Annotated in this window: 22 protein-coding genes; 15 read left to right on the top strand and 7 right to left on the bottom strand. The window is 65.2% G+C overall.

All coding sequences use genetic code 11. The annotated features are described in order from the left end of the window. Positions 1 to 184 precede the first annotated feature (184 nt). The gene (locus tag JFY56_RS17900; RefSeq protein WP_208315289.1) at positions 185 to 1315 is read right to left on the bottom strand and encodes an aminotransferase class V-fold PLP-dependent enzyme; all 1131 of its coding nucleotides are present in this window, start codon (positions 1313 to 1315) and stop codon (positions 185 to 187) included. An 85-nt stretch (positions 1316 to 1400) separates the two neighbouring features. On the opposite strand from JFY56_RS17900, the gene JFY56_RS17895 reads away from it, so the two are divergent. From JFY56_RS17895 to JFY56_RS17880, 4 genes are all read left to right on the top strand, one after another. Further along, on the top strand, positions 1401 to 2042 hold the full coding sequence (locus JFY56_RS17895; protein WP_208315288.1) for a TetR/AcrR family transcriptional regulator: 642 nt from the start codon (positions 1401 to 1403) through the stop codon (positions 2040 to 2042). A 73-nt stretch (positions 2043 to 2115) separates the two neighbouring features. Continuing rightward, positions 2116 to 3084 (top strand): GTP 3',8-cyclase MoaA, encoded by a 969-nt coding sequence (locus tag JFY56_RS17890; RefSeq protein ID WP_208315287.1) that lies wholly within the window; start codon positions 2116 to 2118, stop codon positions 3082 to 3084. Positions 3085 to 3198: 114 nt separating this feature from the next. Then, positions 3199 to 3801, top strand: a complete 603-nt coding sequence (locus JFY56_RS17885; RefSeq protein ID WP_208315286.1) for a DUF4823 domain-containing protein — start codon at positions 3199 to 3201, stop codon at positions 3799 to 3801. Between the two features lie 9 nt (positions 3802 to 3810). Beyond that, a complete protein-coding gene (locus tag JFY56_RS17880) occupies positions 3811 to 4374 on the top strand; it encodes a DUF1285 domain-containing protein (RefSeq protein ID WP_208315285.1) in 564 nt (187 codons plus the stop codon). 7 nt (positions 4375 to 4381) lie between these two features. Here the strand turns inward: JFY56_RS17880 and JFY56_RS17875 are convergent, their stop codons facing one another. The 4 genes from JFY56_RS17875 to JFY56_RS17860 all read right to left on the bottom strand — a co-directional run bounded on the left by JFY56_RS17875 (position 4382) and on the right by JFY56_RS17860 (position 10163). After that, entirely contained in the window at positions 4382 to 6808 is a 2427-nt protein-coding gene (locus tag JFY56_RS17875; RefSeq protein ID WP_208315284.1) for a TonB-dependent siderophore receptor, read from the bottom strand. A gap of 76 nt (positions 6809 to 6884) precedes the next feature. Then, the gene (locus JFY56_RS17870) at positions 6885 to 7859 is read right to left on the bottom strand and encodes a FecR domain-containing protein (protein WP_208315283.1); all 975 of its coding nucleotides are present in this window, start codon (positions 7857 to 7859) and stop codon (positions 6885 to 6887) included. After that, positions 7852 to 8379 carry a sigma-70 family RNA polymerase sigma factor gene (locus JFY56_RS17865; RefSeq protein ID WP_208315282.1) on the bottom strand — a complete coding sequence of 176 codons (528 nt, stop codon included), beginning with the start codon at positions 8377 to 8379 and terminating at the stop codon, positions 7852 to 7854. Before JFY56_RS17865 ends, JFY56_RS17870 begins: the two co-directional genes overlap by 8 nt. Positions 8380 to 8507: 128 nt before the next feature. After that, entirely contained in the window at positions 8508 to 10163 is a 1656-nt protein-coding gene (locus JFY56_RS17860; protein WP_208315281.1) for an electron transfer flavoprotein-ubiquinone oxidoreductase, read from the bottom strand. Between the two features lie 342 nt (positions 10164 to 10505). Between JFY56_RS17860 and JFY56_RS17855 the strand changes: the two genes are divergently transcribed. Then, positions 10506 to 11255 carry an electron transfer flavoprotein subunit beta/FixA family protein gene (locus JFY56_RS17855; protein WP_208315280.1) on the top strand — a complete coding sequence of 250 codons (750 nt, stop codon included), beginning with the start codon at positions 10506 to 10508 and terminating at the stop codon, positions 11253 to 11255. Then, positions 11255 to 12184: an electron transfer flavoprotein subunit alpha/FixB family protein gene (locus tag JFY56_RS17850; protein WP_208315279.1), complete on the top strand. Its 930-nt coding sequence runs from the start codon at positions 11255 to 11257 to the stop codon at positions 12182 to 12184. Before JFY56_RS17855 ends, JFY56_RS17850 begins: the two co-directional genes overlap by 1 nt. A 297-nt stretch (positions 12185 to 12481) precedes the next feature. Here JFY56_RS17850 and JFY56_RS17845 read toward each other — a convergent pair whose 3' ends face one another. After that, positions 12482 to 13414: an alpha/beta fold hydrolase gene (locus tag JFY56_RS17845; RefSeq protein ID WP_208315278.1), complete on the bottom strand. Its 933-nt coding sequence runs from the start codon at positions 13412 to 13414 to the stop codon at positions 12482 to 12484. Positions 13415 to 13552: 138 nt separating this feature from the next. Between JFY56_RS17845 and JFY56_RS17840 the strand changes: the two genes are divergently transcribed. The 9 genes from JFY56_RS17840 to JFY56_RS17800 all read left to right on the top strand — a co-directional run bounded on the left by JFY56_RS17840 (position 13553) and on the right by JFY56_RS17800 (position 21753). Beyond that, positions 13553 to 14380, top strand: coding sequence for a substrate-binding periplasmic protein (locus JFY56_RS17840; protein WP_208315610.1), 828 nt, complete (start codon positions 13553 to 13555; stop codon positions 14378 to 14380). Positions 14381 to 14411: 31 nt separating this feature from the next. Next, complete coding sequence (locus JFY56_RS17835) at positions 14412 to 14753, top strand: DUF4398 domain-containing protein (RefSeq protein WP_208315609.1); 342 nt, start codon at positions 14412 to 14414, stop codon at positions 14751 to 14753. Beyond that, positions 14750 to 15562, top strand: coding sequence for an OmpA family protein (locus JFY56_RS17830; RefSeq protein ID WP_208315277.1), 813 nt, complete (start codon positions 14750 to 14752; stop codon positions 15560 to 15562). Before JFY56_RS17835 ends, JFY56_RS17830 begins: the two co-directional genes overlap by 4 nt. A gap of 165 nt (positions 15563 to 15727) precedes the next feature. Beyond that, positions 15728 to 16363 (top strand): response regulator transcription factor, encoded by a 636-nt coding sequence (locus tag JFY56_RS17825; protein ID WP_208315276.1) that lies wholly within the window; start codon positions 15728 to 15730, stop codon positions 16361 to 16363. Positions 16364 to 16500: 137 nt separating this feature from the next. Continuing rightward, positions 16501 to 17940, top strand: a complete 1440-nt coding sequence (locus JFY56_RS17820) for an aminotransferase-like domain-containing protein (protein WP_208315275.1) — start codon at positions 16501 to 16503, stop codon at positions 17938 to 17940. 154 nt (positions 17941 to 18094) lie between these two features. Continuing rightward, positions 18095 to 19825, top strand: a complete 1731-nt coding sequence (locus JFY56_RS17815; protein WP_208315274.1) for a vWA domain-containing protein — start codon at positions 18095 to 18097, stop codon at positions 19823 to 19825. Position 19826: 1 nt separating this feature from the next. Next, positions 19827 to 20417: an RNA polymerase sigma factor gene (locus JFY56_RS17810; protein WP_208315273.1), complete on the top strand. Its 591-nt coding sequence runs from the start codon at positions 19827 to 19829 to the stop codon at positions 20415 to 20417. Beyond that, on the top strand, positions 20414 to 21106 hold the full coding sequence (locus JFY56_RS17805; protein ID WP_208315272.1) for a hypothetical protein: 693 nt from the start codon (positions 20414 to 20416) through the stop codon (positions 21104 to 21106). The genes JFY56_RS17810 and JFY56_RS17805 overlap by 4 nt, the downstream gene beginning before the upstream one ends. A 140-nt stretch (positions 21107 to 21246) precedes the next feature. Next, positions 21247 to 21753: a translation initiation factor 2 gene (locus JFY56_RS17800; protein ID WP_208315271.1), complete on the top strand. Its 507-nt coding sequence runs from the start codon at positions 21247 to 21249 to the stop codon at positions 21751 to 21753. A gap of 21 nt (positions 21754 to 21774) precedes the next feature. Here the strand turns inward: JFY56_RS17800 and JFY56_RS17795 are convergent, their stop codons facing one another. Next, positions 21775 to 22599 (bottom strand): SDR family oxidoreductase, encoded by an 825-nt coding sequence (locus JFY56_RS17795; RefSeq protein ID WP_208315270.1) that lies wholly within the window; start codon positions 22597 to 22599, stop codon positions 21775 to 21777. Positions 22600 to 22644 lie beyond the last annotated feature (45 nt).

Here is a 22644-nt window from a genome sequence, read left to right as displayed (position 1 = left end):
CCTCGGTACCTTCACTGGCGGGGTACTTGGGGGGAGATACCCGCGCACCAGTAACTAGAAGTATTGGCCAAGAAACTGCATCGTCCACAACCGTTCGGCCGTTTTTTAAACAGATTTGGAATACTCGGGGGCAGGCCTGATCAGCTTTCGCTGTCAGCTCCGTCCGATTGGTTGAGTACGCCTATTACCGGACCAGTCCGCGAATCACCGCCAGCGTCTCCTCGATCACCGTTTCCGTCGTATAGAAGTGCGGCGAGAAGCGGATTCCCGCTCCACGCTGGATGCACACGATCTGCTCGCTGCGCAGCCGTTCCAGAAGGTGGCTGTTGTCCCAGCCATCCATGCTGAAGGTGATGATCCCGGCCCGGCGCGCGGGATTCAGCGGACTGTGCAGATGCACGCCGGGCAGCTTCATCAGCCCGTCCTGCAGCCATTCCACCCGCTCTCGCAGGGCATCGCCCACTGCCGACATGCCGATCTCTTCCAGCAGGCTCAGGCTGGCGTCCAGCGCCACCGCGCCGAGCATGTTCGGGCTGCCGCACTCGAAACGACGGGCGCTGCGTGCCGGGCGCCAGTCGAGCTGGTCGTAGTTGCCGGCGTTCTCCAGCATGTGCCAGCCGAACTCGTGCAGCGCCAGTTGCTCCCGCTCGGCGGCGCGGCAATAGAACACGCCGAGTCCTTCCGGGCCGAGCATCCACTTGTGCCCGTCGGCCATGGCGAAGGCGCAGTCGTAGGCCTTGACGTCGAAGGGCAGGGCGCCCAACTGCTGGATGGCATCGATGCAGAACAGCACGCCGCGCTGGCGACAGCCGGCGCCCAGGCGTTCCAGGTCCATGCGCAGGCCGCTGGCGTACTGCACGGCGCTGATCGACAGCAGGCGGGTGCGCGGGCCGCAGGCGGCCAGCAGGTCGGCTTCCGGGTCATGTCCGGCGAGGCTGACCTGGATGACCTCCACCCCGCGTGGCTTCAGCGCTTCCCAGACCACGCGGTTGGAGGGGAACTCCTGGTCGCTGATCACCACCTGGTCGCCGGGGCGCCAGTCCAGGCCGAAGGCGACGAAGGAGAGGGCCTCCGAGGTGTTCTTGACCAGGGCGATATCCAGCGTGGAGTCGGCATTGAGCAGCCTGACGAGGCGCTCGCGCAGGCGCTTCTCCACATGCAGCCACTGCGGATAGTCGCGGGCGCCGAGGTGGATGTTCTCGCTGGCGAAAGCCGCCACCGCATCGGCGGCGCGTTTCGGCCAGGGGGCGACGGCGGCGTGGTTCAGATAGCGCAATCCCGGCGCCTGGGGAAATTCATGGGTGAAGTGATTCATATAGCGAACGGTCCGTGCAATTTGGCGCTGAATAGGCATAATACCCGGCTCGAAATCTGACTATTTCCGGCAGAACAGTCTTTTTATGCAGAAAGAGCCGCGCAAGGTTCGCGAATTCCGCCGTCGCGAGCAGGAAATCCTCGATACCGCCCTCAAGCTGTTCCTTGAGCAGGGTGAAGACAGTGTCACGGTCGAAATGATCGCCGATGCCGTCGGTATCGGCAAAGGCACCATCTACAAGCACTTCAAGTCGAAGGCGGAGATCTACCTGCGGCTGATGCTCAACTATGAGCGCGATCTTGCGGCGCTGTTCCATTCGGAAGACGTATCGCGGGACAAGGAAGCGCTCTCGCGCGCCTACTTCGAGTTCCGCATGCGCGACCCGCAACGCTACCGGCTGTTCGACCGCCTGGAAGAGAAGGTGGTGAAGACCAGCCAGGTGCCGGAGATGGTCGACGAGCTGCACCGCATCCGCGAATCCAACTTCGAACGGCTGAACCAGCTGATCAAGGAGCGGATCGCCGACGGCAAGCTGGAAGACGTGCCGCCGTACTTCCACTACTGCGCGGCGTGGGCCCTGGTGCATGGCGCGGTGGCGCTGTATCACTCGCCGTTCTGGCGCGAGGTGCTGGAGGACCAGGAAGGCTTCTTCCAGTTCCTCATGGACATCGGCGTGCGCATGGGCAACAAGCGCAAGCGCGACAGCGAAACGCCGCCCTCCGCCTGAGTCTCCATTCACGAGCCGGGCAGGCGCGCGCAGCGGGCATATACTTCTGAAGTAATGTCCGCCGGAGCCTCCGATGATCGTCGATCGCCAGGGCAGGCGTTTTCGCAACCTGCGCATCAGCCTGACCGCCGCCTGCAATTACGCCTGTACCTACTGCGTGCCGAACGGCAAGCGCCTGGTCGCCGCCCAGGACGAGCTTTCCGCCGAGACCATGGCGCGTGCCGTGGCCTATCTGATCGAGGCGGCCGGCATCGAGCGGCTGCGCATCACCGGCGGCGAGCCGCTGGTCAGTCCCAGGCTCGATCCCTTCCTGCACAGCGTCAGCCGCCTCGGCCTGGCGGATATCAGCCTGACCAGCAATGGCCAGTTGCTCTCGCGCAAGCTGCCGCTGCTGCTCGAATGCGGCATACGCCGGCTGAACATCTCCCTGGATACCCTCGACGCCGAAGGCTTCCGCCGCATCGCCCGTGGCGGCGACCTGGCGACGGTGCTGCAGGGGCTGGCCGAGGCGAAGGCCGCCGGGCTGAAGATCAAGCTGAACATGGTGCCGCTGCGCGGGCACAACCTCGACCAGGTGCTGCCGCTGCTGGACTATGCCCTGGAGCAGGGCTTCGAGCTGCGCTTCATCGAGCTGATGCGCATGGGCCACCTGGCGCGCGACGGCAATACCTTCAGCCAGCAGTTCGTGGGGATCGACGAGCTGCTGGAAACCATCGGCAGCCGCTACACCTATATCCAGGCCGATGCGCCGGTGGACTCCACCGCGCTGCGCTACCGGATTCCGGGGCTGGGCCATTTCGGCGTGATCGCCAACGAAAGCGTGCCGTTCTGCCGTACCTGCTCGCGCCTGCGCCTGTCCTCGACCGGCTGGCTGTATGGCTGCCTGTCGTCGAGCAACTGCCACTTCATCGGCGATCTGCTCGACAAGCCGCGCCACGTCGCGCTGCCGGCCCTGCAGCGGTTGCTGGTCAAGGCGCTGGCCGACAAGCAGGAAGTGGCCTTCTCCGGCGGTGTCATGGTGATGAAGATCATCGGCGGCTAGCAGCAGGTGTGCCGATAGCTGCAGCTCCGTACAATACCTGCCCCCGGCTGGCGCGGAAGTTGCCTCGATAGCGCCCGACTGCCGGCATTCCGACGCCGGTACTGGAGATCCTGCATGCGCTATCTGTTGTTGATCCTCGCCTTTGCCGCGCTGGCGGGGTGCATGAAGCCTAGCGACCTGGCCGATGGCGCCGATCATTACCTGCGCGATGCCGGCTTCCTCGACCATGGCCAGACTCGCCGGGCCAGCAACTGGCGCCTGCAGGCGGACTCCTTCGTCTATATCGCCCAGGGCCCGTTCGTGCCGCGCGGGCATCCCTATGCGCGGCCCAATGTGGTGGCCGAGGAAGCATTCAAGGGCTTCATCGAGTATTTCCCGCGGGTCCGCCGCGCCGATGCGCCCCAGGGGCTCGACTTGGCCCTGCAGACGGCACGTTCGCTCGGCGCCGATTACCTGCTGTACACCCGCTTCGCCCGCGGCGAGGACAATATCGGCACCTGGGAAGAGCTGGAGGATCGCGAGTCGCTGGGCGACGTCGGTCGCGACCGCAGCGTGGTCCAGGTGATGCTGATCGAGACCTCCACCTTCTATCTGGTCGACACGGCGACCATCCATAACCGTGGCGGCTTTCTGACGTTCTACGATGCCCAGCCGGACGATCTGCTCGGTCCGCCGCTGGAGGAATATGCCCGCAGCCTGCTGGGGCTGAAACGATGAGGTTTTCCGATGACTGATCCAGGCAAGGCCGGCGACCTGCTGGCACAGATTCCCAGGGACAAGGGGTTGCCGCCGGTACACCTGTGGAATCCGCCGTTCTGCGGCGATATCGAGATGCGCATTGCGCGCGACGGCACCTGGTACTACCTGGGCACGCCGATCGGGCGCAAGCCGATGGTGAAGCTGTTCTCCAGCATCATCCGTCGCGATGGCGACGACTACTTCCTGGTCACCCCGGTGGAGAAGTGCGGGATCACGGTGGACGATGCGCCGTTCGTGGCGATCGACGTGGCCGTCGAGGGTGAGGGCGAGCAGCAGGTATTGCGCTTCACCACCAACGTCGAGGACGAGGTCGAGGCGGATGGCGAACATCCGCTGCGCGTGGACCTCGATGCGCAGACCGAGGAGCCGGCGCCTTATGTGCTGGTGCGTGCCAATCTGGAGGCACTGATCCACCGCAACGTCTTCTACCAACTGGTCGAACTGGCTGTGCCGCGAGTGATCGACGGCGAGGAGTGGCTAGGCGTTTGGAGCGGCGGCCAGTTCTTCCGCCTGGGGCCGCTCCCTACCTGACCGTGACCTACCAGCTGTAGCTGACCCGGCCGATCACGGTGCGCTCCACGCCCGGATAGCAGCCGTCGACCTCGTTGCCATAGCAGGTGGCGGTGTAGTCGCGGTCGAACAGGTTCTGCACGTTGAGGCCTACGCTGACCTGCGGCGTCAGCTGGTAGCTGGCGGCCGCATCGACCAGGGTGTAGTCGTCGAGGCGCACCCGGTTCGCCGCGTCGCCGTACATCGAGCCCACGTAGCGCACGCCGGTGCCCAGGGTGAGGTCGCGCAGCGGGCCGTCGTTGAAGCTGTAGTTGACCCAGGCCGAGGCCATGTTGCGTGGCACGTTGGGCGTTTCGTTGCCTTCGTCGCCGCTGTTGCTTTTGGTGATCTCGGTATCCAGCCAGGTGTAGGACGCCAGGATGTCCCAGTGCTCGTCCAGGCGCGCCTTGGCCTCCAGCTCGATGCCGCGCGAGCGCGCCTCGCCCTGGGCGACCTGGAAGGTGCGGTCCAGCGGGTCGAGGGTCAGCACGTTGGTCTTGGTGATCTCGAAACCGGCCAGGGTGAGCAGGATGTTCTCGGTCGGCTGGTATTTCACGCCGACTTCCCACTGCTCGCCTTCGCTCGGATCGAAGCTGGAACCGCTGCGGTCGATCCCCGGGTTGGGCAGGAAGGACTCCGAATAGCTGGCATAGGGCGCCAGGCCGAAGCTGGTGAGGTAGGTCACGCCCAGCTTGCCGGTGAAGGCATGCTTCTGGATGTCGGCGGAGGAGCGCGGATTCAGCACGTCGTTGCGCTCCTGCTGGTAGTCGTCGTAGCGACCGCCGGCGGTGACGATCCAGCCGTCGCCGAACTTGATCTGGTCCTGCAGGTAGTAGCCGAGCTGCTCGATGGTTTCGCGGTAGTTGATCGCCGGAGTGCTCGGGCGCGGGACGTCCAGGCCGTACTGCGGGTTGTTCGGATCGAGCAGGTACGGCTGCAGGGCGGCCAGTGTCAGCGGCCCGTAGTAGCGGCGGACGTCGGCGTGGCCACGGTTGTAGTCGATGCCGCCGAGCAGGGTGTGCTGCAGGGCGCCGGTGGCGATCTCGAACTGCAGCTGGTTGTCCACGGCGAAGGCGTCCAGGTGCTCGTCCCAGCGCCGCGGCTGGCGCGCCACGAAGCTGCCCAGCGGGGTTCCGGCAAGAGCCGGCACCAGATCGCTCACGGCGCCCAGCGGCAGCATGTTGTTCATCTTCACGTCGACCTGGCCGTAGCGCAGGTTCTGGCGGAACTGCAGGGCGTCGTTGAAGCGGTGCTGGAACTCGTAGCCGATGCTGTGCTGGTCCTGGTCGAAGTGGTTGAAGCTGTGCTCGTTCAGCAGCGTGTCGGTGAGGTGGAGGTTATTCGTGTAGTAGCTCACGGTGCCGCCGGAACGGTCGCGCAGCACGTCGGCCAGCAGGGTCAGCTGGGTGTCGTCGCTGAAGTTCCAGGTGAACGACGGCGCCAGGTACAGGCGGTCGTCCGGCACTTCGTGGCCGTCGCCGTATTCGAACTGGGTGTTGCTGTCGCGGGCGACGCCGATCACCCGGTACAGATAGCGGCCTTCGTCATCCACGCGGTCGCCGATATCGAACTGGCCCTGCACGCGGTCGTGGTTGCCGGCCTGCAGTTCCACCTCGTGTACGCCGGCGGCAGTGGGTTTCTTGCTGACGCGGTTGATCAGGCCACCAGCTTCGCCCGAGCCGAACAGGGTGGAAGCGGGGCCGCGCAGGATGTCGATGCGTTCGAGCGCGTAGGGCTCGGTGCGAAAGAAGCTGTAGCTGTTGTTGAGCTGGCGCAGGCCGTCGCGAAAGTCGTTGCTCGCCTGTGCGTTGAAGCCGCGGATGTACAGCCAGTCATAACCCTTGGGGTCCATGCCGAAGGTTTCCACCTTCACTCCCGGCACGTAGCGCAGGGCTTCGGTCACGCTCTGCACGTTCTGCGCGTCCATCTGCTGGCGGGTCACCACCGAGATCGACTGCGGCGTCTCCAGGAGCGGCGTGTCGGTCTTGGTGCCGGTCCGGCTGCGGCGCGGCACGTAGCCGACGCTGTCGTCGTCGACGCTGGCCGTCACGGTGGAGGCTTCCATGCTCAGGGTGTCGGCCGGGATCAGCCGGTAGGTGCCGTCGTCGCTGCGCTGCAGTTGCAGGCGATGGCCGCTGAGCGCCTGCTGCATGGCCTGCTCCGGGGTGTACTGGCCATTCACCGGGTTGGACAGCTCGTTGCCGACCAGGCGCGGATCGATGGCCAGGATCAGGCCGGCGTCGTTGGCGATGCGGCTGAGCACGTCGGCCAGCGGAGCGGCGGGAATGGCGTAGGCGCGGACCTGTTGCTGGGATACCTCGGCCGCCTGCGCTACGGGGCCGGCGAGCATGCAGGACAGGCCCAGGGCGAGGGCCAGCGGGCTGAGGGGGAGGCGGACGTGACGCAGAGAAAGCATGGATCGAATCCTTGATGATAGGCATTGGCATTTCCAATACCGAGCGAGTCACGCCAATCCACAGGGGGCCTGGAAATTATTTTTCGGCTCCGCCCTGTGGGGCGTTTTCGCGGGGGACGATCCGGGTCCAGAGGGTGCCGTAGCGTTCGATCCGGATGGGCAGGGCGTTGGCCAGGGCGGCCAGGGTCCTGTCGCCGTCGCGCAGGGAGAAGCTGCCGCTGACGGTCAGTCCTGCCAGGCTCGGATCGACACTGATGAAGCCGCGCTTGTAGTCGGCGAGCGCGGCGACTACTTCGCCCAGCGGCCGTTCGCGCACCAGAAGCATGCCGCGGGTCCAGGCATCCGCAGCGCCCGGCGAGGCGCTGATCGGCAACAACTGGCCGTCGCGCAATTGCAGGCGCTGGCCTTCCTTGACCGTCACCTCGGCGGGTGCCGTACCGCGTGCGGCGACGGCCGAGCGCAGGACGTCCAGGGTGGTGCCGCCGTCATCGCGAACCACGCTGAAATAGGTGCCGAGGGGGCGCATCTGGCCGTCCTCGCTGCGCACCACGAAGCGCCGCGAGTCGCCATGGGCGGTGCGCACGGCAAGGCTGCCGTGGCGCAGGGTGAGGGTGCGCTGCTGGTTGTCGAAGTCGACGTCGAGCAGGGTGCGCGGGCCCAGCACCAGTTCCGTACCGTCCTCAAGGCGCACCGAGCGCAGCTCGCCAGTGGCGGTGGCGTAGTCGGCGCCCAGAGCCTCCAGCGGGATCTGCCGGTTGACGGCGAACAGGCCGCAGCCGAGGGCCAGCAGCAGCGTCAGCGCCATGCCGGGGCGCGCCTTGCGGGGCCGGTAGCTGTGCAGCAGGACCTGGCTGCCGGCACGATCCAGGCCGGCAAAGGGCGCATCGATTTCGCACAGGCGCCGCCAGGCTTCGGCATGTTCCTCGTTCGCCTGGCGCCAGGCGTGGAACTCGGCGAGCAGTTCAGGCGACGGGGTGGTCGTCTGCAGTCTCAGCTGCCAGTCGATGGCTTCGGCGATGGCGCTTTCCGCCAGCCTGCGCTGCTCAGTCATGCCCGGCCTCGAAGCGCGCGGCGTAGCAATGGCGCAGGGCCTGGGCGAGGTACTGCTGGACGCGGGTCGGCGAGACGCCGAGCTGGATGGCGATCTGCTGCTGGCTCAGCCCTTCCAGGCGGTGCAGCAGGAAAGCGCGTTTGGCCCGGCCGGACAGGCCGTCCAGCTGACGGTCGATCGCGCGCAGCTGTTCGAGCCGAATCTGCTGTTCCTGCGGGTCGTCGGCGAGTTCCTCGGGCTGTTGCGCCAGGTACTCCAGATAGCTGCGCTCCAGCGCCGAGTGGCGATAGAAGTCGATCAGCAGGCCGCGGGCGATCAGGGCGAGGAACGAGCGCGGCGGGCGCTCCGCGGGAATCTCGGGCTTGCCGAGCAGGCGGACGAAGGAGTCCTGGGAGAGGTCGGCGGCGGTATCCCGATTGCCCAGGCGGCGGTACAGCCAGCCGAGCAGCCAGGGCTGGTGCTGCTGGTACAGATCGGAGATGAGCGCGTACTGAGGGGAAAGGGTAGTGGGCCGTTTCATCCCGGCCTCGCTGCCGCAGACTTCTACTTAACGATAATTGTTATCAATTAGATCATGGGCGACGCGCTAGCGGCAAGAGCGCGAGCCATGAAACGAAAAGGGCTCCCTGAGGAGCCCTTTCGTCGGTATTACATGTTGGGGTAGTTCGGACCGCCGGTGCCTTCCGGGGCAACCCAGGTGATGTTCTGGGCCGGGTCCTTGATGTCGCAGGTCTTGCAGTGCACGCAGTTCTGCGCGTTGATCTGGAAGCGCTTGCTGCCGTCGTCGTTGCTCACCACTTCGTACACGCCGGCCGGGCAGTAACGTTGTGCCGGCTCGTCGTACAGCGGCAGGTTCTTGCCGACCGGTACGCTCGGGTCGGTGAGCTTCAGGTGGATCGGCTGGTCTTCCTCGTGGTTGGTGTTGGAGAGGAATACCGAGGACAGCTTGTCGAAGCTGAGCTTGCCGTCCGGTTTCGGGTAGTCGATCTTCGGCGCTTCGCTGGCCTTCTTCAGGCAGGCATAGTCCGGCTTGTTGTCGTGCAGGGTGACCGGGATCTTGCCGCCGAAGATGTTCTGGTCGATGAAGTTGAACGCACCGCCGACGAGGGCGCCGAACTTGTGGATCGCGGCGCCGAAGTTGCGGCTGCGGAACAGCTCGTCGTACAGCCAGCTGGCCTTGAACGAGTCGACGTAGTTGTTCAGCAGGTCGCCGCCTTCGCGGCCGGCGGCCAGGGCTTCAGCCACGGCTTCGGCGGCCAGCATGCCGGACTTCATCGCGGTGTGGCTGCCCTTGATCTTGGCGAAGTTCAGGGTGCCGAGGTCGCAGCCGATCAGCGCGCCGCCCGGGAAGACCATCTTCGGCAGCGAGTTCAGGCCGCCCTTGCAGATGGCGCGGGCGCCGTAGGCCACGCGCTTGCCGCCTTCCAGGTACTGCTTGATCACCGGGTGGTGCTTGTAGCGCTGGAATTCGTCGAACGGCGACAGGTGCGGGTTGCTGTAGGACAGGTCGATGATCAGGCCGACCACGACCTGGTTGTTTTCCAGGTGGTAGAGGAAGGAACCGCCCGGGTTGTCGTCGTTCAGCGGCCAGCCGGCGGTGTGTACCACCAGGCCCTGCTGGTGCTTGGCCGGATCGATGTCCCAGATTTCCTTGATGCCGATGCCGTAGTGCTGGGCGTCGGCTTCGCTGTCGAGCTTGTATTTCTTGATCAGCTGCTTGCCGATGTGGCCACGGCAGCCTTCGGCGAACAGGGTGTACTTGGCACGCAGTTCCATGCCCGGGGTGTAGTAACCCTCTTTCGGGTTGCCTTCGCGGTCGACGCCGAGGTCACCGGTGATGATGCCGCGAACCACGCCGTTCTCGTCGATCAGCGCTTCCTGGGCGGCGAAGCCCGGGTAGATCTCGACGCCCAGGCCTTCGGCCTGCTGGGCCAGCCAGCGGCACAGGTTGCCCAGGGAGATGATGTAGTTGCCTTCATTGTGCATGGTCTTGGGCACGAAGAAGTTCGGCACCTTGACCGCGCCGTCGGCGCTCTTCAGCAGATAGATGTCGTCGCCCTTCACCGGGGTGTTCAGCGGCGCTTCCAGTTCCTTCCAATTGGGGAACAGTTCGTTCAGCGCGCGCGGCTCGAAGACAGCACCGGAGAGAATGTGAGCACCGACTTCGGAACCCTTCTCGACTACGCAGACGCTGATCTCCTGACCAGCCTCGGCAGCTTTCTGTTTCAGTCGGCATGCGGCGGACAGGCCGGCAGGACCGGCGCCGACGACGACGACGTCGAATTCCATGTACTCGCGTTCCACTATCAATCTCTCCTAACTCAGGGCTCTACGGCTATTTTGTTGGTTATGGGGTCGGGGCACTACCCGGACAGAGCGGGGCCGCATTATATCCGTCTACGGTGTCATATCCACACCCCTTATCGAGCGATACAAACGTTTGTTTGAATCGCTCGGAACCCAGATGGAATCGGGGTTCTGGCTGCTTGCAGGGTATTCTGACGTATTGACCGGCCAGAACGATACAGTCAAGATACCCACCGGTTTTGCGGTCGCGGTCTCGCTGAATGTAGTTGCAGATGGCGTGCACTACCTGCCAGGCCTGTCTGGCGACATTCCCAATCACCGGTGAATAACGAGGAATCCATGAAGGTTCTTGTAGCTGTCAAGCGAGTGGTCGACTACAACGTCAAGGTTCGCGTCAAGGCGGACAACTCCGGCGTCGACCTCGCCAACGTCAAGATGTCGATGAACCCCTTCTGCGAAATCGCCGTGGAAGAAGCGGTACGTCTGAAAGAGAAAGGCGTAGCCACTGAAATCGTCGCCGTCTCCGTCGGCCCGACCGCCGCCCAGGAGCAACTGCGCACCGCGCTGGCGCTGGGTGCCGACCGTGCCATCCTGGTCGAGTCGAACGAAGAGCTGAACTCCCTGGCCATCGCCAAGGCGCTGAAAGCCGTGGTCGACAAAGAGCAGCCGCAGCTGGTCATCCTCGGCAAGCAGGCCATCGACAGCGACAACAACCAGACCGGCCAGATGCTGGCTGCACTGAGCGGCTACGCCCAGGGCACCTTCGCCTCCAAGGTCGAAGTGGCTGGCGACAAGGTCAACGTCACCCGTGAGATCGACGGCGGTCTGCAGACCGTTGCGCTGGCCCTGCCGGCCATCGTCACCACCGACCTGCGCCTGAACGAGCCGCGCTACGCGTCGCTGCCGAACATCATGAAGGCCAAGAAGAAGCCGCTGGACGTGGTCACTCCGGACGCCCTGGGCGTTTCCACCGCTTCCACCGTCAAGACCGTCAAGGTCGAAGCCCCGGCCGCCCGCAGCGCCGGCGTGATGGTCAAGTCCGTTGCCGAACTGGTCGAGAAACTGAAGAACGAGGCGAAAGTAATCTGATGGCTATCCTGGTAATCGCTGATCACAACAATGGCGCTCTGGCCGGTGCCACCCTGAATACCGTCGCTGCCGCTGCCAAGATCGGTGGTGAGATCGCCGTGCTGGTCGCTGGCCAGAACGTCGGTGGCGTGGCCGAGGCTGCCGCCAAGATCGAAGGCGTGGCCAAGGTGCTGGTCGCCGACAACGCCGCCTACGCCAACCAACTGCCGGAAAACGTCGCGCCGCTGATCGTCGAGCTGGCCAAGGGCTACAGCCACGTGCTGGCCCCGGCTACCACCAACGGCAAGAACTACCTGCCGCGCGTCGCTGCCCTGCTGGACGTCGACCAGATCTCCGAGATCGTCGAAGTAGTCAGCGCCGACACCTTCAAGCGTCCGATCTATGCCGGCAACGCCATCGCTACCGTGCAGTCCTCGGCTGCCGTGAAAGTGATCACCGTGCGTGGCACTGGCTTCGACGCTGCCAAGGCCGAAGGCGGTTCCGCCGCTGTTGAAGCCGTCGGCACCGTTTCCGACGCCGGCAAGTCCGCCTTCGTCGGCGAAGAGCTGGCCAAGTCCGACCGTCCGGAACTGACCGCTGCGAAGATCGTGGTCTCCGGTGGCCGTGGCATGCAGAACGGCGACAACTTCAAGCTGCTCTACAGCCTGGCCGACAAGCTCGGCGCTGCCGTCGGCGCTTCCCGTGCCGCGGTTGACGCCGGCTTCGTGCCGAACGACATGCAGGTCGGCCAGACCGGCAAGATCGTCGCGCCGCAGCTGTACATCGCGGTCGGCATTTCCGGTGCCATCCAGCACCTGGCCGGCATGAAGGACTCGAAAGTCATCGTCGCGATCAACAAGGATGAAGAGGCTCCGATCTTCCAGGTTGCCGATTACGGCCTGGTGGGTGATCTGTTCCAGATCATTCCGGAGCTGGAAGCAGCCATCTAAGGCTTCTCCCGTTCAAGAAGAAACCCGCCATCCGGCGGGTTTTTTCATTCCCGGCGGCTCTCGTAGGAGCAACTGTCCTGCCGCCGATGGTGCTTTTTTGTAGGAGCGAGGGGGACGCCCAGTCCGATGCTCGCGAAGCTTTTGTGTTGCCGGTGTTCGCGAGCAGAGCTCGCTCCACAGGAATATGTTCCGGCGCCAGATCATCTCGTAGGATGGGTTGAGCGAAGCGATACCCATGCGGGCCATGGATGATGGGTATCGCAAGCTCAACCCATCCTGCGTCAGCGCCAACGTGATTCAGCTACGGGGCTGGTTGTCGAGGAAGGCGAGGTAATGCCGGGCCGTTTCTTCCGGCCTCTCGATCATCGGTACATGCCCGCAGTTCTGCATGATCACCACGCTCGGCTGGCGCAGCAGCGGTTTCATCACGTCTACGCTGGATACATCCAGCAGGCGGTCCTGTTCACCCCAGAGCAGCAGGGTTGGCGCGGTGATCTTCGGCAGCTCCGGCTCCAGCGGGATATAGCGTTCGAGCAACTGGACGAAGATCTTCCGGTTGAAGGCGCTGCGCTCCACGGCACGCTCGCCCAGATATCGCTGCAGCCGTTCGGGCATTTCGGGCGGCTGGACGAAGACGAAGTCGAGCAGCTTCGGCAGTTCCTCGGCCTTGCTCAGCAGCAGGGGGTTGTCGCCCTGTTCGAGGCGACGCAGCAGCTCGCTCTGGCGTGGCGCCTGTACACCCGCGTTGTCGAACAGGGCCAGGGACAGCACCTGCTGTGGATGCCGTGCGGCGAACACGGCGACGATCTGTCCGCCCATGGAGTTGCCCACCAGGTGCAAGCGGCCGATGCCGAGGGCGCGGGTGAAGTCGAACAGCCGTTCGGCCTGGGAGCCGACGTCGTAGCTGATATTGTCCGGCCGGCTGCTTTCGCCGAAGCCGGGCAGGTCCACGGCAATCACGTGGTAACGCTCGGTCAGATAGCGGGCGAAACGCGGCCAGTTGTTCTTGTCGGCGCCGAAACCGTGGACCAGCAGCACGGTTTGCGCTTTTGCCGGGCCACCCTCGTAGTAGCGGATATCCAGGTCGCCGACCTGCAGGGATCGTTCGCTGAGTCCGGCGCGGGTGCTGTCGACCAGTTGGCTGGCGGCGAGCAGGGTGGCGGGGGAGAGGTAGAACACGCCGGCAGTCGCGGCAAGAATCAGGATAAGTCCGAGAAAGGCTTTCTTCATGAGTGGTCCTTATTATCAAATACAAGCCGCGCGGCAGCTTGCCACTGAATGCCCGGGGCGAAAGACGGCTGCCGTTCGTCGCCGCCTGCCGCCGACCCAAGCATGACCGATTCATTCATCGCCAAGCGAGACAATTCGATGCTCGAACGCCGCGTGTGGCTCCGTCCGGCACTGTTGCTGGTTTCCCTGCTCCTGCCGCTGGCTGCTCCGGCCGCCGGGAAATGCGAGCGGCTGATTGCCACCGGCAATCCTGACTTTCCCCCCTATCTCTGGCGCGATCCGGCCAGGCCGGACCGGCTGATCGGCGCCAACGCCGACCTGCTGGAGCGGATCGGCAAGGCGATTGGCGTGGATATCCGGGTGCTCTACACCGGGACCTGGGCCCGGGCGCAGGAGGAGGCGCGCAAGGGACGCGTCGATCTGCTGGCGGGGGCCAGCCTGACGCCGGAGCGTCTGGAGCAGATGGACTACGTGCACCCTGCCTTCCTGGCGGCCGACAGCGTGCTGTGGGTGCGCAAGGATGCCTTGTTCCCCTACGCCGGCTGGGAGGACCTGCGCGGCCGCAAGGGGGCGATCCTGGCCAATAACAGTTTCGGTCCGGGTTTCGATGGTTTCGCCAGGGCGAACCTGGCGCTGGAGGCGGTGCCGAGCCTCACCCAGGCCTTCCAGCAGCTCCTGCTGAAGCGCTCCGATTTCGTGCTGCAGCAGTATTACCCCGGCCTGGCGACGGCCGATACGCTGGGCATGCTGAACGACCTGCAGGTGCTGGAACCTCCGGTCTCCAGCGAGAGTCAGTACATCGCGCTGGCGCACAACTCCGCCTGCAACGATCCCTGGCTGCGCGGACAGCTGGCGAAAAAAATGACAGAATTGGCCGCCGCGGGTGTCCCCCAGCGCTTGCTGGAGGACAATCTGGTGCGTTGGAAGGCCCAGCAATTGCAGCCGGCCGGCACTCCCACCGAGTAGGACAAGAGATTTCGTGATCGATCCAAGGATTATGGTCGCAGGCATCGCCATGCTGGCTGTGGCAGGTTGCGCGTCGAACGACCCCGTACCAGGCGAGCAGATGCGCCTGACCGAACAGGCCCTCACGCAGGCGAAAGCTGTCGGTGCGACCGACGAACTGGCCGAGTTCAGGATGGCCGGGGAGAAATACCAGGCGGCGAAAAGCGCCCTTGCCGAGCAGGAAAACAAGAAGGCCCGGCAATTGGCGGAGCAGGCGGAGCTCGATGCGCGACTGGCGGAGGCCAAGGTGCTGACGCGCAAGAGCGCCGAGCAGTTTGCCGAACAGGGCAAGAGCATCAATCGTCTGCGCAAGCAACTGGGGGAACTGCAATGAAGTCCCGCCCGATGTTGCGCATATCCGCAATCCTCATCCCCCTGGCGCTGACCGGTTGTGCCACCTCGAAGCCGGCCGAGCAGGCGCTGGAGCAGGCACGCTCGGCGTTCCAGGCGGTCAAGGAGGATTCCAACGTATTGCGCAGCGCGCCGAAGGATGTCATCCGTGCCGGCGAATCGCTGGCGCGCGCCGAACGCCTGTCCAGCTACTGGGGCAGCGACGACGATGTGCTGCAGTACGCCTACCTCAGCCAGCGCTACAGCGAGATCGCCCGCGAGCACAGTGAGCTTGGGCTCAATCAGGAGCGCCTGGCGAAGCAGCAGCTGGAGCGCGAACGCCTGCAACTGGCCATGCGCGAGGCGCGCCTGCTCAGCGTCCAGCAGCAGAGCAAGTGGCTGGAAGAGCAGATGGTCAGCCTGGCGACCAACGAGACCGAGCGCGGCCTGGTGCTGACCCTGGGCGACGTCCTGTTCGACAGCGGCGAGGCCGACCTGAAGCCGGCGGCGAATCGCACGGTGCTCAAGCTCGTGCAGTTCCTGCAGCTGAACCCGCGCCGGGTGATCCGCATCGAGGGCTATACCGACAGCGAGGGCGATGCGCAGGAAAACCTGCAACTGTCGCGGGATCGCGCGCAATCCGTCGCCGACGCGCTGGGCGATCTCGGCATCGACATCCGACGCATCCAGGTGCAGGGGTACGGCGAGAAGTATCCGGTAGCGGACAACGCCTCCTCGCTGGGGCGCGCGCAGAACCGCCGGGTGGAAATCGTCTTCTCCGACGAGAAGGGGCAACTGGGCGCGGTTCGCTAGCGGCCATTTTCGAGCTTTTCCTACTTTTTCGTGAAAAATAGAGCCCCGGCCCGCAAGGTTCGGGGCTTTTTCGTGCTGTTCGTTCGAACTATTACGAGGCGGGAGATAGCGAGAATAGGGAATGGACCATCCCCGGATAACTAACACGAAGAGAGAGGGAAGCTCATGTCGCTCGCGAAAGACATGGTGAACGTCGTGGTGGCCGATGTTCAGCCGATGATCCGTTGGGGCCTGCAACAGTATCTACCGGAGCATTGCAGGGCGCGTGTGCTGTTCAGTACCTCCAATATCGACACCCTCCTGCAGCGATTGGCCGAAACGCCGGATGTGGATGTCGCGATCATCGAAATGGCCCTGCCGGGAATACAGGGACGCGAAGCCGAACACCTGATCGAGAGGATGCAGCGTGACCACCCGCATCTTCGCGTACTGATCTACTCCGTCATGGGCGCACCGCTGATGGCCAGGGCGGCACTGAAGCTCGGCGCCCATGCCTTCGTCTGCAAGCGCAGCCCCCTGCCGGTACTCAGCGATGCCATTGCCCATCTGCGTAACGGCGAAACCTTCATCGATCCCAAACTGCGGCTGCAACGGCACGGCAGCCGGCCATTGAGTGCCACCGAGATCGATGTCGTCTGGCGTTTGGCGCATGGCGCCACGGTCAGCGAGATAGCCGAACGTACCGACCGCAGCGTTTCGACCATCAGTACCCACAAGCGCAACGCCATGCTCAAGCTGGGCATCACCACCGATGCGCAACTGGTACTGGCCGGAATGCTCGACTGGTTGGGCGAGTACTGAGACGGAGCTGCTGACGACTCCGCCCGGGAGGGCGTTCTGTCGGCAGGAACTGTACGGCGGAGATAACCTGCTACTGTTCTGGAACAGTTTTGTCTTTTTGGCTACTGTTTCGGTTCAATGACCGAGGGATCGCCGCCGTGACCAATCTGCTCCTCTATCAACGCATTGCCCAGCAACTCGCCGAGGACATTCGCCGTGGTGTCTATCAGCCGGGCGAGCGGGTGCCCTCGGTGCGCAAACTGAGCACCCAGCTCAACGTCAGCCACGCAACTGTGCTGCAGGCCTACGCCACCCTCGAGGACCAGGGCCTGATCCGCGCTCGTCCGCAGTCGGGCTATTACGTGCACCGCACGCCGGCGCTCACCGCATCGACGCCGGATATCGCCCGGGTCGAGCGGCCGGGGCTGGTCACCCGCAGCAGCATCATCAACCAGGTACTGGCCGAGGCGCGCCGCGAAGGCGTGTTCCCGCTCGGCGCGGCGGTGCCGCATGTGGACTACCTGCCGGTGCGCGCCCTGCACCAGCAACTGGCCAAGGTCACCCGCTTCTCCAGCCCGCGTGCCTTCAGCTACATGTTCAGCCCGGGCTACGAACCGCTGCGCCGGCAGGTGGCGATCCGCATGCGCGATGCCGGCGTGATCGTCGATCCGACCCAGGTGACCATCACCCACGGCTGCGTCGATGCCATCCACATGGCCCTGAGGGTGATGACCCGGCCCGGCGACCTGATCGCCACCGAGTCTCCGAGCTACTACGGCCTGCTGCAACTGGCCGATATCCTCGGCCTGAAAGTGATCGAGATCCCCAGCGACCCGCTTACCGGGATCAGCCTGGAGGCCCTGCAACTGGCCGCCAACCAGTGGCCGATCAAGGCTCTGGTGCTGACTGCGCGGCTGAGCAATCCGCTGGGCGGGACCATCCCCGAGGAGCGCCAGAAGCAGCTGCTGAAGCTCACCGCCGACCACAACATCGGCGTGATCGAGGACGACATCTACGGCGAGCTGATGTTCGACCAGGGCCAGACCAAGGCGCTCAAGGCCCACGACAAGGAAGGGCGGGTGGTGTACTGCTCGAGCTTCTCGAAGACCATTTCCCCCGGCGTGCGCATCGGCTGGATCATCGCCGAGCGCTACCAGGAGGAAATCCGCCGCCTGCAGACCTTCACCACCCATTCCGCCTGTACGGTGACGCAGATGGGCGTGGCCGCCTATCTGGAGAACGGCGGCTACGACCGCCACCTGCGCTACATCCGCCAGGAGTACCGGAAGAACATGACCGCCTTCCAGTTGGCGGTGCAGCAGTACTTCCCGGAGGGCACGCAGATGACCCGGCCGAAGGGCGGCTTCATCCTCTGGGTCAGCCTGCCGGCCAAGGTGAATACCAAGGAGTTGCACGTACGGGCGCTGGAGCAGGGCATCAGCATCGCGCCGGGGCTGATCTTCAGTAACACCGAGCAGTTCAACAACTGCCTGCGCCTGACCTGCGGCATCCCATGGGATCGCGAAGCGGAGCGGGCGATCATGACCCTCGGCATGCTCGCCGGCCAGCTCTGTCAGGAAGGGTTGATCGCGGCGTAAGTTGAACGCCCTGCTCGCCGGAGTAGGGCGGGTGAAACCCGCCATGGGTCGCGCGTCGGATGTGGCGGATTTCATCCGCCCTACGTGTTAACCCGCTTTTCCTCGGTCGTCCGTCTCAGCGGGTGAAAGGATCATCACCCGCGAGGCCACCATCATGTCGCTCCCCATCCATTTCCTGCGTCCCGCCACCCAGGGTTTCGCCATCGGCCTGTTGCTGGCGCTTGCCGGCTGCGGTGTATCCAGCGAAGGCGAGGTCTCCAGGGCCGCGCCAGTGCCCAGTCAGCCGGCCACCCAGCCTGAAGCAGAAATGCCGGCCAGCCCGGTCGTCGAGGAGCGGGCCAAGCTGCGTTCCGAAGCCACGGCAAGCGCCTACCTGTCGAAGGCCCCGGCCGCGATGATCGCTCCGGCGCCGATGGCGGACTACCAGCAGGGCGGCTATCGCGACGTGCCCCGCGAGCAGTACCAGAACCTGCCGCAGAACCCCGTGCACGCCGTGGCGGAGGCGCCGGTTTCCACCTTCAGCATCGACGTCGATACCGGCAGCTACGCCAACGTCCGGCGCATCCTCAATGAAGGCCGCCTGCCGCCGGAAGGCGCGGTGCGCCTGGAGGAGATGGTCAACTACTTCCCCTACGACTACGCGCTGCCCGCCGATGGTTCGCCGTTCGGCATCACCACCGAGCTGGCGCCGTCGCCCTGGAACCCGCAGACGCGCCTGCTGCGCATCGGCATCCGCGCCAGCGACCGCAGCATCGCGGAGCTGGCGCCGGCCAACCTGGTGTTCCTCGTCGATGTTTCCGGCTCGATGGACCGCCGCGAGGGGCTGCCGTTGGTGAAGAGCACCCTCAAGCTGCTGGTGGATCGCCTGCGCGAGCAGGATCGCGTCGCCCTGGTGGTCTATGCCGGCGAATCGCGGGTGGTGCTGGAGCCGACGTCCGGCCGCGACAAGGCGAAGATCCGCGCGGCCATCGACCAGCTCAGCGCGGGCGGCTCCACCGCTGGCGCCTCGGGCATCGAGATGGCCTACCAGATGGCGCAGAAGGGCTTCATCAAGGACGGCATCAACCGCATCCTGCTGGCCACCGACGGTGACTTCAACGTCGGCATCAGCGACTTCGACACACTCAAGCAGATGGCCGCCGAACGGCGTCGCAGCGGCGTTTCCCTGACCACCCTCGGCTTCGGCGTGGACAACTACAACGAGCGGCTGATGGAGCAACTGGCCGATGCCGGCGACGGCAACTACGCCTACATCGACAACCTGCGCGAGGCGCGCAAGGTGCTGGTCGATCAGTTGAGCTCGACCCTCGCGGTGGTGGCGAAGAACGTCAAGATCCAGCTCGAGTTCAATCCGGCGACCGTCAGCGAATACCGCCTGCTTGGCTACGAGAACCGCGCGCTGAAACGCGAAGACTTCAACAACGACCAGGTCGATGCCGGTGAGATTGGCGCCGGGCACACGGTCACCGCGCTCTACGAAATCGTCCCGACCGGGGCCAGGGGCTGGCTGGACGATCTGCGCTACCAGCAGGCGAAACCGCAGGGCAGCGGCAAGGGCGACGAGCTGGCGCTGCTGCGGGTGCGCTACCAGGCGCCAGAGGGCGGTGCCAGCCGGCTCGTGGAGCGGCCGGTACGCATGGCGGAACAGCGCGCCAGCCTGGCCCAGGCCAGCGACGACCTGCGCTTCGCCGCGGCGGTGGCGGCCTTCGCCGAGCAGTTGCGCGGCGGCCGTTACACCGGCGCCTTCGGCATGGGCGATACTGTGCAGCTGGCCCGCGCCGCGCGCGGCGACGACCGCTTCGGTCTGCGCGGCGAGTTCGTCCAGCTCGCCGAGCTGGCGCAGAGCCTGCAGACTCCCATACCCACTCAGGCACGGACGGAGTGATGTGAAGAATACCGACACGGACGATGACGCCGCCCTGCTGCGGCGTTACCGACAAGGCGATGCCGAGGCGTTCGGCGTGCTCTATGCGCGCCATCGCCTCGGCCTGTTCCGTTTCCTCCACGGCCTCTGCGGCGACACCGCCCAGGCCGAGGAGGTGTTCCAGGAAACCTGGCTGAGCCTGATCCGCAGCGCCAGCGAACCGCTCGGCCGGGCCAGCTTCAAGACCTGGCTGTACCAGATCGGCCGCAACCGCCTGATCGACCACTGGCGCAAGCACGGCCGCCAGCAGGAGCGCCTGGAAGAGTTCGATGAACAACTGCATGGCGACGCGCTGCCGGGGCAGGACGAAGACCCCGAGCGGCAGTTCAGTCTCAGCCAGGACCGCGAACGCCTGCGCGGCGCGCTGGATGCCTTGCCCGGCGAACAGCGCGAAGTGTTCCTGCTGCGCGCCCATGGCGAGCTGGAGTTGACCGAGATCGCCGAGCTGACCCAGACACCCGCGGAAACAGTGAAGAGCCGTTTGCGCTATGCCCTGCAGAAACTGCGGCGGTTGCTGGCCGATCCGGCGGCAGCCGAGGAGGTGACCCCATGAATCGCGACCCGCAGATGCCGCGCGACGCCGACCAGGCGCTGCTCGAACATTACCGTCGGCACAGCGGCGAGCAACCGTCGGCCGAACTCGACGCGCGCATCCTGGCGGCCGCCAGGGCTGCCGTGCAACGCCCGCAACGAGCCGGCTGGCAGGAGCGGCTGCATCGCTGGCTGTTCGGCGCCGGCAACCATCATCGCTGGGGCGTGGCCGTCGCCGGCGTGGCGGTCCTGGGGATCGGCCTGAGCCTGACGCAACGCACCTTCGAGGACGCGCCGCGGCAGTTCGATGCGCCGGCCAGCGTGGTTCCTGCGCCTGCCAGCGAGGCACCGTCACAGCCGATGCTCCGCTCCGCGCCGGCTCCGGCCATGGCTCCGGCAGCGCCAGCGGAGCAGAGCGTGCTGTTCGAACAGGCCGAAAGCCGTGGAAAAGTCGCCGTCGAGGCGGAAAGCAGCAAGCGCAAGGCCGAAGCCAGCTCGCAGGCTCCGCAACGAGCCGAAGAACTGCTGGCGAAGCCGTCGGCGATGGCCGATGCGGCCATGCCGGAGCCCCAGGCCAGCCTGTGGCGCCTGCAGACCCTGCAACAGTCGGGACAGGCGGAGGAGGCCAGGGTACTGCGCGAGGAATTGCACAAGCGCTATCCGCAACTGGACATCGATGCCGAGCTGCGGCGCCTGCAGGAGAAGCCTTGATGCATGACGGCCTGCCAGCCATTGCCGGCTGGTAGGCTGGATAGTGATCCGATAGGCGGAGATCGTCGCCGCCGGAGCGCTCTTGCCATGTCACGGGAGTCACGTCAGCATTGCGCGATTTTTCCTGCAGCCCATTGAATATGCTCCGTCGATTCGTCGTCCTGCTGTGCCTGCCGCTCCTTCTCAGTGCCTGTGGCGACGAGGAGAAGGCAGCGCCGCCTCCTGCCAGTCCTGCAGCTGCCCCGCAGGCTGTCACGCCTGTCGTGCCGCCGGTCCCCGTGGCCAGGCCGGAAGCGGCTCCGGCGGCGCAGCCATCGGCGAAAACCGAGCCCCTGCCCGCCAAGGCCGGGGCGAGCGCCGAAGCTCCGCGCAAGCCGGTGAAGAAGCCGGAGAAGGTGGCTGCCAGCAAGCAGCCGGCGCCATTGCCGCCGATCGACATGCACCTGCCCAGCGACCTGGTACTGGCCTCGGCCGCTGCCGCGCCGGTCGAAGCGGAAAAGTCGCTGCTGCCGCCCATGTTCGTCGAGAAGTCCAGCCAGGGATCGTTCCAGCTCAACGGCAAGTTGCTGCACAAGGAACATGCGCGGGAAGACGACTACTGGCAGACGGTGGAAGGCGCCGAGCTGCAGTTCGAGTTCAAGCACTGAGCCGGCGCCGGGCCGGCACCATCACTCGAGATACAGGTCAGGCATCAGCTCCCCGCCCGCCGGATCGACGCGGTACTGCTCGAAATCGCTCTCACCCTGCTCGCGAAGGACTTCCTCGTCGATCAGCAGACGTCCGCTGATGCTGCGGCCGGAACTGCTCAGCACCGCATGCGCGGCGTCGGCCATGATCGCCGGGGTGCGCGCCTTCTTCATCGCCTCGGGGCCGCCCACTTCGAACTCGATGGCGGCGGTGGCGATGATCGTCCGCGGCCACAGCGAGTTGACGCTGATCCCGTATTTGCCGAACTCCTCGTGCATGCCCAGGGTGAGCATGCTCATGCCGTACTTGGTCACCGTGTAGGGCCCGAACTGGGCGAACCACTTGCTCGCCAGGTTGATCGGCGGCGACAGGCTGAGGATATGGCCATTGCCGCTCTGCTTCAGGTAGGGCAGCGCCGCCTGGCTGCAGACCAGCACCGCGCGGGTGTTGATCTGGTGCATCAGGTCGAAGCGCGCCGGCTTGAGCTGCTCGACGCCGACCAGCTTGATCGCCCCGGCGTTGTTCACTAGCGCATCGATGCCGCCGAAATGCTCCGCGGCCCTGGCCATGGCCTCGCGCACGGCATTCTCGTCGCGCACGTCCAGTTGCAGCGGCAGTGCCTTGCCGCCGGCCGCTTCGACTTCGGCGGCGACGCTGAAGATGGTGCCGGCCAGCTTCGGATGCGGTTCGGCGCTCTTCGCCGCGATGACGATATTGGCGCCGTCACGTGCCGCGCGCAGGGCGATCTCGCGACCGATGCCACGGCTGGCGCCGGTGATGAACAGGGTCTTGCCTTGCAGGGACATATGCCTACTCCGGTTCTGCTCGATGCTTATTGGTGATCGTAGGTT

The sequence above is a fragment of the Pseudomonas schmalbachii genome (assembly GCF_017589465.1).
Taxonomy (GTDB): Bacteria; Pseudomonadota; Gammaproteobacteria; order Pseudomonadales; family Pseudomonadaceae; genus Pseudomonas; species Pseudomonas schmalbachii.
The sequence above is the reverse complement of the archived record's forward strand: the minus strand, read 5'-3'. Positions and strand labels throughout refer to the sequence as shown.